Annotated in this window: 9 protein-coding genes; 5 read left to right on the top strand and 4 right to left on the bottom strand. The window is 40.1% G+C overall.

Translation table 11 applies throughout. The annotated features are described in order from the left end of the window. Positions 1–200: 200 nt before the first annotated feature. Positions 201–782 (bottom strand): DUF805 domain-containing protein, encoded by a 582-nt coding sequence (locus AC07U8_RS20530; RefSeq protein ID WP_270384628.1) that lies wholly within the window; start codon positions 780–782, stop codon positions 201–203. Between the two features lie 293 nt (positions 783–1,075). Here AC07U8_RS20530 and acs point away from each other — a divergent pair, with 293 nt between their 5' ends. Together acs and AC07U8_RS20520 are read left to right on the top strand one after the other, a co-directional pair. Further along, the gene (gene acs, locus AC07U8_RS20525; RefSeq protein ID WP_270384630.1) at positions 1,076–3,019 is read left to right on the top strand and encodes an acetate--CoA ligase; all 1,944 of its coding nucleotides are present in this window, start codon (positions 1,076–1,078) and stop codon (positions 3,017–3,019) included. A 169-nt stretch (positions 3,020–3,188) separates the two neighbouring features. Then, positions 3,189–4,373 (top strand): acyl-CoA dehydrogenase family protein, encoded by a 1,185-nt coding sequence (locus AC07U8_RS20520; protein WP_427927531.1) that lies wholly within the window; start codon positions 3,189–3,191, stop codon positions 4,371–4,373. A gap of 216 nt (positions 4,374–4,589) precedes the next feature. Here the strand turns inward: AC07U8_RS20520 and ampC are convergent, their stop codons facing one another. The 3 genes from ampC to msuE form a co-directional block, all read right to left on the bottom strand. Further along, positions 4,590–5,714, bottom strand: a complete 1,125-nt coding sequence (ampC, locus tag AC07U8_RS20515; RefSeq protein WP_416241968.1) for a class C beta-lactamase — start codon at positions 5,712–5,714, stop codon at positions 4,590–4,592. 354 nt (positions 5,715–6,068) lie between these two features. Beyond that, a complete protein-coding gene (sfnG, locus tag AC07U8_RS20510) occupies positions 6,069–7,187 on the bottom strand; it encodes a dimethylsulfone monooxygenase SfnG (protein ID WP_419309746.1) in 1,119 nt (372 codons plus the stop codon). A 46-nt stretch (positions 7,188–7,233) separates the two neighbouring features. Further along, positions 7,234–7,971: an FMN reductase gene (gene msuE / locus AC07U8_RS20505; RefSeq protein ID WP_004723461.1), complete on the bottom strand. Its 738-nt coding sequence runs from the start codon at positions 7,969–7,971 to the stop codon at positions 7,234–7,236. 378 nt (positions 7,972–8,349) lie between these two features. On the opposite strand from msuE, the gene AC07U8_RS20500 reads away from it, so the two are divergent. The 3 genes from AC07U8_RS20500 (at position 8,350) to AC07U8_RS20490 (ending at position 13,131) form a co-directional block, all read left to right on the top strand. Further along, positions 8,350–9,003, top strand: a complete 654-nt coding sequence (locus tag AC07U8_RS20500; RefSeq protein ID WP_004823671.1) for a response regulator — start codon at positions 8,350–8,352, stop codon at positions 9,001–9,003. Between the two features lie 234 nt (positions 9,004–9,237). After that, positions 9,238–10,458, top strand: a complete 1,221-nt coding sequence (locus AC07U8_RS20495; protein WP_056518317.1) for an MFS transporter — start codon at positions 9,238–9,240, stop codon at positions 10,456–10,458. 267 nt (positions 10,459–10,725) lie between these two features. Beyond that, a complete protein-coding gene (locus AC07U8_RS20490; RefSeq protein ID WP_494738518.1) occupies positions 10,726–13,131 on the top strand; it encodes a YgiQ family radical SAM protein in 2,406 nt (801 codons plus the stop codon). Positions 13,132–13,487: the final 356 nt, after the last annotated feature.

Here is a 13,487-nt window from a genome sequence, read left to right as displayed (position 1 = left end):
AGCGAGACTATTTTCGAGTTTCATAACGAAGGCTGAGATAATTTTAGCCACAACCCTTCGGGACTAGCGTGTTTTTTGCCGCTACGTCGTTACGAACTACTCATTTAGAATGACTAAATTTCGTATTTCGTGCCTAGTATCGCCTAAAAAACACACGTAGTCGCAAACATAGACGAATTGTCAACAGACCCCAATTATCCTTAAAAATATTTAGTTCCTTTTTCAATGATTGTTGTTGGATTTTCAATTTCTCCAGTCCCCAGCATAAATGACACTACACTTATAAAGCTAACTAAGCTGATGATAAAGCCGATTAGCATCAGCCAAGCCATTAATTTTTCAATAAAAGTCGATGGGCGTGGGTGACCAAAACGATTGGCGCGATTACAACCACGTGCAAGGAGTAAATACAGCAGCATCAAGAATTGCACAATGGGAATCAGCAATAACAGAATACACCAACCAGATTTATTACGATCATGCAGCCTGCGAATAATCACAACCATCATTCCATATAAATAAAGACAGCTGAGTGCGAGGTAAGTGAACTGTCCTAATCCCGAAATCGAATTTATCGCATGTTGGCTGAATTGCAGTGAATGTAAATTCACAATGCCAAAGGCTAGACCGAGGGCAAGCAATGCAATGCTAAAAATGAGATGCAAAAATCCAAACCAAGCAATATAACTCAAACGATTAAAGCGGCCTTGAGTAGAAAGGGGATGATCTACTGGTGATACTTGATGCTTTGAAAAAAAAGTCGACGATTCTTGTATTTGCATGACGATCGCGTCCAGTTGAATGAGTTCGGTAAGGAAATGTTTTTTTCTGAAAAAAACCATATGCACTTCTGAATACAAATTATAAGATCAAAAAAACTCCATAGATATTGAAAATTCGAATATTTTGGCAAATGACTTAAGATTTTCCGATGGTTAAAGTGACCCCCGTGTCTACGACCAAAGCACAATTGTTAACCGAAATGCGCTATCGTAATACTGAACACATGCAGCAAATAAAATCAAGAACGTAGGCATACATCTCGTGATGAGGTGAAAAATCAAGGAAGCAGAATATGAATGAAATCTATCCAGTTCCAGAACAATTTGTTAAAACAGCAAGGACCAATGAACAAGAATACTTCGATCGTTATCAACAGTCAGTAGAGCATCCAGATGAGTTTTGGGCAGAAGCTGCAAAGAAATTGGACTGGATTAAGCCATTTACTCAAGTAAAAAACACCAGCTACGACAAAGATAATTTTAAAATTGAATGGTTTGCAGATGGGCAACTGAATGTCAGTGCCAACTGTTTAGATCGTCATTTAAAAGAACACCCACTGAAACCTGCAATTATTTGGGAGGGGGATCATCCATCTCGCCATAAAATCATTTCTTTTGAAGAACTGCATGATGAAGTGTGTCGTTTTGCCAATGTCTTAAAGAAAAATGGAATCAGGAAAGGTGATCGAGTCATTTTGTATATGCCGATGATCCCTGAAGCGGCGATTGCCATGCTGGCCTGTACCCGAATAGGGGCAGTGCATTGTGTGGTATTTGGTGGATTCTCTCCAGACTCATTGGCAAGTCGGATAGACGACAGTCAAGCCAAATTGGTGATTACTGCTGACCAAGGTATGCGTGGTGGTAAAACGATCCCATTAAAAGAGAATGTAGATGCAGCATTGGCGCTGGATGGAACCACTTCGGTTGAAAAAATGATTGTGGTGCATCGTACAGGCCATCCAATAATAATGCAGGAGGGGCGTGACCTGTGGTACCACATGGAAATTATGACGGTCACAGATATCTGTCCGCCAGAACCGGTGAATGCCGAAGATCCTCTATTTATTTTGTATACGTCTGGGTCAACAGGAAAGCCTAAAGGGGTGTTACATACCACGGGTGGTTATTTAACTTATGTCAATTCAACTTTTCGTGAAGTTTTTGATATTAAACAAGATGATGTATTTTGGTGTACTGCAGATGTGGGCTGGATTACGGGGCATTCTTATGTACTTTATGGACCATTATCCAATGGTACAACCACGGTCATGTCTGAAGGCATCCCACAATATCCAACATGGGCACGCACAGGGCATATTGTAGATAAGCATAACATTACCATTCTCTATACTGCACCAACAGCGATCCGCGCCATGATGCGTGAGGGTGACGCTTTTGTGCGTGAAAGTGACCGTAGCAGTTTGCGTCTATTGGGTACCGTGGGTGAGCCGATTAATCCAGAAGCATGGAATTGGTACTATACCGTTGTGGGTGAAAGCCGTTGTCCAATTGTGGATACATGGTGGCAAACTGAAACAGGCGGTATTTTAATTTCTCCACTGCCGGGTGCAACCCCACTTAAACCGGGTTCGGCTACTCGTCCATTGTTTGGCGTACAACCAGCATTGGTTGATGCTGAGGGCCAAGAACTCGAAGGTGAAGCAGAAGGCAATTTGATTATTAAAAATTCTTGGCCGGGGCAAATGCGGACCATTTGGGGCGATCCTGAGCGATTTATTGAAGCGTATTTCTCGACCTATCCGGGCAGTTATTTTACTGGTGATGGTGCGCGTCGCGATAAAGATGGTTATTACTGGATTACAGGCCGTGTAGATGATGTTCTGAATGTTTCGGGTCACCGTTTGGGCACTGCTGAAATTGAAAGTGCCTTGGTTGCGCATGCAAAAGTCGCTGAATCAGCTGTTGTTGGTATGCCACATGAAATTAAAGGGCAAGGCATAGCGGCCTATGTGACCTTACAGGCGGGTGAAGCTGAAACTGAAGAATTACGTAAAGAATTGGTCAGTTGGGTACGTAAAGTGCTGGGACCTGTGGCAACACCTGATGCAATTTATTGGGCACCTGCTTTGCCAAAAACCCGTTCTGGAAAAATCATGCGGCGCATTTTAAGAAAAATTGCTGCCAATGAGCTAGATAGTTTAGGTGATACTTCTACTTTGGCTGATCCCGGTGTGGTAGATCAGTTAATTACGGAGGTTAAGGCCAATTCTTAATGATTGAAGCCTCTTGATTTTGCTAGCCAAAAGTTGAATACCGTTAGAGAAATTCTAGCGGTATTTTTTTGTTATTGATTTTCAAACCACAGAATAAGTAATGCAGGCATTGAGATAAGGAAATCTTACTTGATTTGATAAGCTCAAGGCACTGGGAATAAGAGTAAATATGATGAATGCACCTCAACAGGCGATAAACCTTTCTGCTTTAGCAACAGCAAAACAATTGGCAGAACAATTTGCGCAGACTGCTGCTGAGCGTGATAAAGCAGGTGGTAATCCAAAGCTGGAACGGGACTTGATTCGTCAAAGTGGCTTATTGGGACTGTCTATTCCACAACAATATGGCGGGCAGGGGGCAAATTGGAAAACAATTTTCCAGACCATTCAAAGTATTGCACAAGTCGATAGCTCCTTGGCACATGTATATGGCTTTCATCATTTACTAATCGCCACCGTACAGTTATTTGCTCAACCTCAACAATATTCGGCATGGTTTGAACACACTGTCCGCAATAACTTGTTTTGGGGCAATACGTTAAACCCTTTAGATCAGCGCACGAAGGTACAACAACTCACTGAGAATGACTTTATTTTTCATGGTGATAAAAGCTTTTGCTCAGGATCAATAGATTCAGACATACTGCTTTGTTCGGGCTTTAATGATGCTGGAAAATTACTGATAGCTGTGATCCCAACACGTCGAGAAGGAGTCAGCTTTTTAGGCGATTGGGATAATATGGGGCAGCGTCAAACAGACAGTGGAACCAGTCATTTTGAACAGGTCAAAATTCACAAAGATGAGTTATTGTTAAATCCAGGACCATTAAGTACACCTTACTCCAGTTTACGACCTTTGATCGCGCAATTGATTTTTGTGCATCTGTTTTTAGGCGTTGCTGAAGGTGCCTTTGACCTTGCAAGACAAACCATACAAAGTCAGAAAGCATGGTCAACGTCTTTGGCTGAAAATGCGGTGAATGATCCGTTTACCCAGAAGCATTTTGCTGAGTTTTATGTACAGCTTGAAAGTGTACGTTTACTTGCCGATAAAGCCATTGCAGCATTGCAAACGGCTTGGAATATTGGTGAGCAATTAACAGCAGAACAACGTGGTGAAGTCTCAATTGCCATTGCAACTGCAAAAATTGCTGCAACCAATAGCTCGCTGTTTATAACGCAAAATATTTTTCAAGTGATGGGTGCTAGAGCGACAACAGCCAAATTGAATTTAGATCGTTTTTGGCGAAATGTCCGTACTCAGACCTTGCATGATCCGATTGATTATAAATATCAGGAAGTAGGGGAATGGGTGTTGACTGGAAAAGTGCCCGATCCAAGTTTTTATTCTTGAACCTAAGCTGAGCGATGACATTTTATAGACGTTCATTCCTAGCGCTTTAGCAGTTGGTATTGCCATATCTTAGATTGAAAAAATCTGTGTTGGATAAGGGGTAGGTCTTATACCCCCTACCAACAGTGACAATTATGTTGCCTTGCAATAGATACAACATGAATGATCTAACAATGCACAAAGCTAAAGCCTAGCCCGATCTGACGTGTTTCAGCATCAAGGATTGGATTTTTGCTTTAAGCTATTGAGTACTTCATACGCTGCCTTAATTCGCTCAGCATTGGGAATTTTTTTATTCATTAACATCACCAAGCCAAAGTTCTCTTGTGGAATATAAATCACATAGGTCCCAAAACCATTGGTAGAGCCAGTTTTATGAAAGACTCTTGAACCAGTCTTCACGAGGGTTTTTTCAACGGGGTTAGATTGCATCACAACCCGATCAGAATTGCTTTCTAATAGTGTGTTTAATGTGGCTGGGTAGCTGAACGATTCCCAGCCAAGGGCTTGGGTCATACCACCCATTTTAAAGTAACCTGTATGTGTCGCTAGAATCGCAGGTTTAATCGCTGCTTTGGCTTGATCTGGATTTAAGTTTAAATTTAAAAAATGTAGCATGTCAGGTAGGCTAGATTTCACCCCATAAGCTTGCGCATCAAAAGCGCCAGCAGTGACCCGAAGCGGGTGATTATTTTGATCATAACCAAAGGCATAGTTGCTTTGTTGTGCTTTAGGAACTTGGACATAAGTATGTTGGAGTTCTAGTTTGGGGAAGATCACTTGTTCTAATAAAGCACTAAAAGGCATGTTCATGGCTTTAGCGGTCGCTTCACCGAATAACCCTATGCTTGGATTGGAATATTGTCGAAATTTACCAATCGGGTTTTTGACTTTCCAATCTTGAAAATATTTAAGTGTTTGCGCATCTGTTTTTATTTGATCAGGAAATTGCAATGGAAGATTACCACTGGTATAGGTGGCCAATTCTAAGAGTGTGACTTGATTAATGTCTGAGTTTTTTAATGCGGGTATATATTTACCAGGATGGTCTTGAAGAGAAATTTTGCCTAAATTTTCTGTATAAGTGCCTGCTGTTGCAGTAAATATTTTACTGACTGAGCCTAGTTCAAAAAGGGTATTTTTATTTACGGCTTTCGCATTCGCAAGTGATTGTACGCCGTAATATTTTTCATAACTTTTCCCGTTATACAAAACACCTATTGCCATACCGGGCACTGCATAAGTTTTCATTAATGGCTGAAATGCAGTATTCATTGCAGTTTCAACCTTTATAGACGTTGCAGGTATGTCGTTGGCGTTTACATAGGTCGTCAAGCTCATACTGCCAATGAGAACGCAAAATATCGTTTTTGTTTTATTTAAAACTACCATGCCCACTTTTTCCATCTATGCTACAAAAAGGGCGTATTTTAAAGTTGAAAGAAATTTTTTCCAAGATTGCGGTTGTTGAGTATATGTATAGAACAAATACACTCGATGATTCAATAAAACAAAAAGCAAAAGTAGGCTAATTTATATAAGGATAATTGTACTGATTTATACGATTCTATTTTTATAAATACTTTTTATTTATTCTAAAAAAAAATCCCTCAAGCCGAGTCAAGAGGGAAAGCTGCAAAGCTGTTTTAGTTATTTATTGTTGTTTTCACAGCACCATCGATGAAGAGATAAACCTTAAGCTGATTTTGCAGTAATTTGATCTTTTTGTGCTTCTTCAATTTGGCGAACCAAAGGCAAGACCTTTTCACCGAAATATTCAACTTCTTCAATAAAATGTAAAAAGCCAGATAACACCAGATCTACCCCTACATTTTTGAGCTCAACAATACGTTCAGCAATTTGTTGCGGTGTACCAATCAGATTGGTTTTAAAGCCATCGTTATATTGCACCAAGTCTTCAAAGGTTGATTTTGCCCAGTTACCTTCACCTTCTTTAGATGCCGCGCCCGCTTCACGGGTTGCATCACCAAAGGCATTGACCGCTTCAACATTGGCTTGGTCAATAATCTCTTGTAACACTGCTTGAGCTTCTTCTTCAGTATCACGAGCAATGATAAAAGCATTGACCCCAATTTTGACTGAGTGATTATTTAGCTTGGCTTTTTCACGAATATCATCGATTTGTTTTTTGAGTTCCTCAGGTGTATTGCCATTGGTAAAGTACCAATCCGAAACACGCGAAGCCATGTCACGTGCAGCACGTGAACTTCCCCCTTGGAATACTTCAATATGGGGTTTCTGCAAAGGTTTTGGTTTTAAAGTGTAGTCTTTAAACTGATAATATTTACCATCAAAGCTATAGTTATCCGTTGTCCAAATACCTTTTAACGTACGAATAAACTCTTCTGAGCGAACATAGCGTTCATCATGTTCAGGCCATGGCTCACCAATAGCATCAAACTCGCCACGGAACCAACCACTTACCACGTTAATCGCAATACGCCCATTGGTCAGATAATCAATGGTCGCCAACTGTTTTGCGGCTAAAACTGGTTTCCATGGTCCCGGAAGAATTGCTGCGATCACTTTTAATTTTTCAGTCTTGGCTAAAAGTGCATGACTAAAACTCACAGATTCATGTTGATTTTCAGCGCCATACCCTGCGGTAAAACGAATTTGGGTGAGGGCATATTCAAAACCACTTTTTTCGGCAGCTTGTGCCAAACGGACATTGTAGTCATAGCTCCAGTCTGTCCGTTGTTCAATATTACTGACCACTAAGCCGCCACTGACATTGGGAACCCAATAGGCAAATCGAATTGCTTGACCATCATTCGATGAAAACTGTGACATATCATAACCCTCAATTTTTTATGATTTATTCATAACAAGGTTGCGTTTAAGCAACCTGTGATTGTGGTGTTTTGGATTTTGCATGTAGACGAGACTCTGCCGCATCCAAGTCTGGTATCGCCGCGGAAGGAAGCACATCATCTTGCTCAATCTGTTTGTTGATGCCTAAATTTTGATTGGCTTGTTCTGTTTTGGCTTTGACCACTTCTGCTCGCTGACCTTTTGCAGGCGCCCATTCTAAAATTGGCAATGCACGTGCGACAGCTAAAGTGATACGGTCTTGGATGTGTTCACTTTTAATGGTGTACTCAGGTGTGAAGTCACGATCTGTTGCATAGACACCAATAGGCAGCGTTTGCGCTTGAAAGAAGCTAAATAATGGACGTAACTGATGCTCTAGAACTAAAGCATGACGGTCACTACCACCCGATGCAGCAAGCAATACAGGAACATCGACTAGCGCTGTTTGTTCAACAAAATCAAAGAAATGTTTAAATAAACCAGTAAATGATGCACGATAAACAGGTGTCCCCACGATGAGGGCATCTGCTGCTTCTACGGCAGCTAAGTCATCTTGAACACGTTGTGGCAGTTGGTTGCGATAAATTGCGCCCCCTAACAAATGGCCTATTTCACTGAATTTAATAAAGTGAACATGAATCGGTGTTGCCTGACCCAGCTCATCTAAAATCGCTTGCACTAAACTTTCGGTTTTTGAAGGGTTATTTAATCCCCCTGAAACAGCAACAATATTTAATGGTTTTTGTTGAGTATAAATAGACATGTTGGCAACCTAATAAATTGAATCTCGGAATGCCATTCATTAATCTATATTTGACGAAGCGCTGTAAAATAATGAAAAACAGATTGGTTATCTGTTTTTAAGATAAACTGGAAAGACATGGAATAATGCACGATTTCGTCTTTTAAGTATTTGAAGTTAAATAATATTCTTAAAATGAATAAGTAATTCATTTTTAACTGTTTATTTTATATTTAAAAGTGATATTCAAATCTTAATTTCGATAAATGACCTAAAGATTGTAGGGAATTTTAATTAAAGCCGACAAATTATTCAAAAATTCGTTAATATTTACGTATCCTAAATAGCAATAGTGCGGTTAGAATGAAATAACTGCGCTAGAGATCTCTCGCTTCGCTTATGAATATTTTAATCGTTGATGATCATCCACTGTTTCGCCATGCGTTAATTCAGGCGGTTCGTTATAGTTTGCCACAGGCTCAAATTAGTGAAACTGCGGCTGTTAATGAATTTTATGAGCGTTTGGAAAATGGTCCAGAACCAGATCTCGTCTTGTTGGATTTAAATCTGCCAGGCGCATCGGGTTTCTCTGCATTGGTACATGTTCGTGCACAGTATCCTGCACTTCCTATTATTGTGGTTTCTGCTCACGAAGATGCGTCCATTATTCAACGTGCAATTGCACATGGCGCAATGGGCTATATTCCTAAATCTGCGCATCCAAGCCATATTGGGGAAGCAATTCGCCAAGTGCTGGATGGTGATATTTGGTTACCGCCAAACTTACCCGCAGCGAATATGAATTTTGACCCGCGTGCCGCAGATGAAACCGCTTTAGCTGAACGTATTCAATCGTTAACACCTCAACAGTTCCGGGTATTGATGATGGTTGCAGAAGGTTTATTGAATAAGCAAATTGCTTATGAACTTGATGTTTCGGAAGCGACCATTAAAGCGCATGTGACAGCAATTTTCCGTAAATTAGGTGTACAGAACCGTACTCAAGCGGTACTCGCAATCAATGCACTCAATATTGAAGAACGAAAAGTTTAAGATTTTTGCGGGTTAAATTTAACCTCAATATATTGAAAAATTACGAGAAGAGTGTATTAAAAATATGCTCTTTTTTATTTTCTGATTTCTGCATTTCCTCGTGTAATTTTATTCTAAATCAAATATTTAAAATTCATGTCTGACTTGAATCATCAAGGCATAGTCCGCAATAAAACTTTAGCTTTTATCAAGAGTTAAAAATAGGCGTATACTGAACGGACATGAGGAATAATTATGTCTGAAGCACCTGAATCTACAGCTTATATTGAGTATGGCACTCGGCCTTTTATCGCAATTTTACTTTCATTGTTTTTAGCTGGCTTTGCTGTATTTTCATCGTTGTACTGTGTTCAGCCGATGATGCCGTTTTTGGCAAGTTTTTTTCATGTTACACCAACCCATAGTAGTTTCCCGCTTTCATTTTCCACCATCGCCTTAGCCTTAGGGCTTCTTTTTGCAGGACTGATTTCAGATCGTTATGGTCGTAAGCAGATCATGGCCATTTCTTTATTTTCCACGGCAAGCTTGTTATTGCTGAGTTCATTTTTACCGTATTGGGAGATATTTCTTGCAACACGCATGATGATTGGTTTGGCTGTTAGTGGTGTTGCTTCTGTTGCAATGACCTATATCGGTGAAGAAATTGCACAAAAGGATGTTGGCTTTGCCATGGGACTGTATATTTCAGGGACAGCAATAGGGGGAATGGGCGGGCGTTTGATTGCAGGGGTATTGCTGGATTATATCTCTTGGCAAACTGCGACGATGATTATTGGTCTACTTAATTTATTGATCGCGATTACATTTTACATAGCCTTACCTGCCTCTAAACACTTTAAATCTTATCCTATTCAATTCACACGTTTTATCGAATCCTTTAAGAAAAATCTTTCTGACCCAAAGCTCAGATTATTGTTTGTCGAAGGTTTTATTCTGATGGGATGCTTTGTGACCGTGTTTAATTACATGAGTTATCATCTGTTAGAAAAACCTTTTGAATTGTCACAAACATGGATTGGTTTAATTTCGATTGCCTATTTATCTGGCATTTATAGTTCACCTCGTGCAGCCAGTTGGAGTCGTCAATTTGGACGAGGTAAAGTGCTGATTGTGATGTTCTCAAGCATGATTTTGGGTTTATGGATGATGCTGATTCCATCATTATGGGTGATCTTGATTGGCCTATTGATTTTCACGTTCTCATTTTTTGCCGCACATTCCACATCAAGCAGTTGGGTATCAGTACAATCCTTACAGTATCGCGCTGTCGGCTCTTCGCTTTATCTATTTTGTTATTATCTTGGTTCAAGTTTCTTGGGCAGCAGTAGTGGTTTAGTCTGGGAAAAATATGGATGGTTTGGCCTAACAGTTACGATGACCTGTGTACTTTGTATCGGGCTCTTGGTGGCTTTAAAACTCAATCAAACACAGCATAAAGATCAGGTAAAAGTATGAGCGGCTGCATCTAAATAGCGTTAAATAAGCTTTTCTATTCAATTTCTCTGCGCTTTTAAACAATGCATCCTGATGGGTAAATTTTCCTTTTATAACGTATGACGAATACCTTTAACATCTTAAAAAGCTATCAATAACGGACTAAATAGAAGATCAAGAAGAAATGTTTACTTTTTAATCAAACAACATGAGTAAAATTCATGGTAAAATGATCAACTTTCATTTTAGATCTCTCCCGATCGCCAACTGCCAATCGAGAAACTCACCATGTCGACCGCTTATACTGCTCAGACAGCGCCTACTGCGTTGTTTGATTATGACAAATATTGGGCATCGTGCTTTGAACCAGCACCATTTTTGCCAATGTCACGCGAGGAGATGGATCAACTCGGTTGGGATAGTTGTGACTTTATCCTCGTATGTGGTGACGCTTATATCGATCATCCATCGTTTTGTTCAGGAATTATTGGCCGAACGCTTGAAGCACAGGGTTTCCGTGTTGGGATTATTGCACAACCAGATTGGACTTCTGCTGAAGCATTTAAAGTATTAGGCAAACCGAATATTGCATGGGGTGTGACCGCGGGTAATATGGATTCTATGATCAACCGCTATACGGCTGACCGTAAAATCCGTTCTGATGATGCATATTCACCAGACAATTTACCCAATAAACGTCCTGACCGTGCTGCAACTGTATATTGTCAGCGTTGCCGTGAAGCATTTCCTGATGTACCTGTATTATTGGGTGGTATCGAAGCATCATTACGCCGTATTGCGCATTATGATTACTGGTCAGACAAAGTTCGTCGTTCAGTGTTGATGGATTCCAAAGCAGACTTATTGATGTATGGCAATGGTGAACGGTCTGTTGTTGAAGTTATGCATCGTCTTGCCAAAGGCGAAAAAATTCATGAAATCACTGATGTTCGTGGTACTGCATTTATCGTCAATAAAATTAATCGTGTTTCTAAAGCCAAGTTTGTTGAAATTGCATCGAATGATGTCGATGCAATTGGTCGTGTTGATCCAATCATCAATCCTTATGTGATGACTGAAGATTTAGATGGTTGTGAAATTGAACAAGGCAAAGGAAATTCTTTAACCCAATATCAAAATTTCCAAAAAGAATTGGTGGCAAATCCTGTTGTTCGTGAAGGTGATCAACTGGATGAGAATACCCAGATTGTACGTTTACTGCCAACATCCAAAGCGATTAAACATAAATTACCGCCTCGTGAATTGGCTGTGATTCGTTTGCCTGCCTTTGAAGAAGTGGCAACGGATCCTGTACTTTATGCACATACCAACCGCATCTTGCATCTTGAAACCAATCCCGGGAATGCTCGTGCATTGGTACAAAAGCATGGTGAACGTGATGTATGGTTAAATGCACCGCCGATTCCATTGACCACCGAAGAAATGGATTATGTGTTTGACTTGCCTTATGCGCGTCTACCACATCCAGCTTATGGTGAAGCGCGTTTCCCTGCATTTGATATGATCAAATTCTCTGTAAATATCATGCGTGGTTGTTTTGGTGGTTGTACATTCTGTTCGATTACCGAACATGAAGGTCGTATTATTCAAAACCGTTCAGAAGAATCAATTTTACGTGAAGTTGAAAAAATTCGTGATACAGCCCCAGGTTTTACAGGCATCATTTCAGATTTAGGTGGTCCAACTGCAAACATGTATCGCTTGCAGTGTAAAGATCCTGAGATTGAAAAGAACTGTCGTAAACCTTCTTGTGTGTATCCTGGTGTATGTCAAAATTTACATACTGACCATGCGCCACTTACTCAACTTTATCGCAAAGCACGTTCATTAAAAGGCATCAAAAAGATTCTGATTGGTTCAGGCTTACGTTATGACCTTGCGGTATTAAACCCTGAATATGTCAAAGAACTGGTTCAACACCATGTTGGCGGTTATTTAAAAATTGCACCAGAGCATACCGAGAAAGGTCCATTGTCGAAGATGATGAAACCGGGAATCGGAACCTATGATCGCTTTAAACAGATGTTTGATCGTTTTAGTAAGGAAGCGGGTAAAGAACAGTATTTAATTCCGTACTTTATCGCAGCACATCCGGGAACAACGGATTATGACATGATGAATCTTGCGATCTGGCTTAAGAAAAATGGCTTCCGTGCCGATCAGGTGCAAACCTTTTATCCATCACCAATGGCGACAGCGACCACGATGTATCACACGGGGAAAAACCCGTTGGCCAAAGTGGCTCGTTATACCGAAAGTGTGGATATTGTCAAAGGTGAAAAGCGTCGTCGTTTACACAAAGCCTTCTTGCGTTACCACGATCCAAACAACTGGCCATTACTACGTGATGCATTACGTGAAATGGGCCGAATAGATTTGATTGGTAATTCTAAGCATCATCTGATTCCAACTTATCAACCGCAAGGAACAGAAGGGCAATACCAATCTGCACGTAAGAAAAACTCGACTGTAGACGGTGATTCGCAAAAGCGTACTGGGGATAGCCGTAATTCACAGGCGAAAACTCAATCGCGTCCTTCCAATACCAAAAAGCGTCCTGAACGTGGTCAAATATTGACACAACATACAGGTTTACCACCGCGTGAAACGGGTGATAAAAAACCATTTGCTGGAAATAGCAAAGCAAAGTCTAAGTCAAAAAGTAGAGCTTAGGGTTTATTTGAGAAAGTAATAAGAAAGGATGCTTAAGCATCCTTTCTTAAATCATCAATTGAATAATAAAAATACACAACTGTGGATAACTCTCTGTAAACTGTTGAAAACTTTAGTGTACTAAAAACACACAATTCTCGAATATCCTTGTCCTACAATAGTACGCAAGATTCATTAAATTCAGTTGTATTCGCATTCAATACGCGATATATATGAGGTGTAATTCAATTCATTTGGTTGAAATACCAAGTGAATAAAACAAATAATAGTTCAATAAATAAGTTAAAAATGTGATTTATTTGAGTATTTTGAAAAAGCAAATATGAGAATGCGTCTGGCATATTACAAAATTGAAC

This window comes from Acinetobacter sp. GW821-FHT01E09 (assembly GCF_059422385.1).
This window is presented reverse-complemented; position numbering and strand designations above follow the sequence as displayed.

Bases quoted from the DNA above. Each gene is read 5' to 3' on its own strand.
- AC07U8_RS20530 (WP_270384628.1), bottom strand. From the start codon at position 782: ATGCAAATACAAGAATCGTCGACTTTTTTTTCAAAGCATCAAGTATCA.
- acs (WP_270384630.1), top strand. From the start codon at position 1,076: ATGAATGAAATCTATCCAGTTCCAGAACAATTTGTTAAAACAGCAAGG.
- AC07U8_RS20520 (WP_427927531.1), top strand. From the start codon at position 3,189: ATGATGAATGCACCTCAACAGGCGATAAACCTTTCTGCTTTAGCAACA.
- ampC (WP_416241968.1), bottom strand. From the start codon at position 5,714: ATGAGCTTGACGACCTATGTAAACGCCAACGACATACCTGCAACGTCT.
- sfnG (WP_419309746.1), bottom strand. From the start codon at position 7,187: ATGTCACAGTTTTCATCGAATGATGGTCAAGCAATTCGATTTGCCTAT.
- msuE (WP_004723461.1), bottom strand. From the start codon at position 7,971: ATGTCTATTTATACTCAACAAAAACCATTAAATATTGTTGCTGTTTCA.
- AC07U8_RS20500 (WP_004823671.1), top strand. From the start codon at position 8,350: ATGAATATTTTAATCGTTGATGATCATCCACTGTTTCGCCATGCGTTA.
- AC07U8_RS20495 (WP_056518317.1), top strand. From the start codon at position 9,238: ATGTCTGAAGCACCTGAATCTACAGCTTATATTGAGTATGGCACTCGG.
- AC07U8_RS20490 (WP_494738518.1), top strand. From the start codon at position 10,726: ATGTCGACCGCTTATACTGCTCAGACAGCGCCTACTGCGTTGTTTGAT.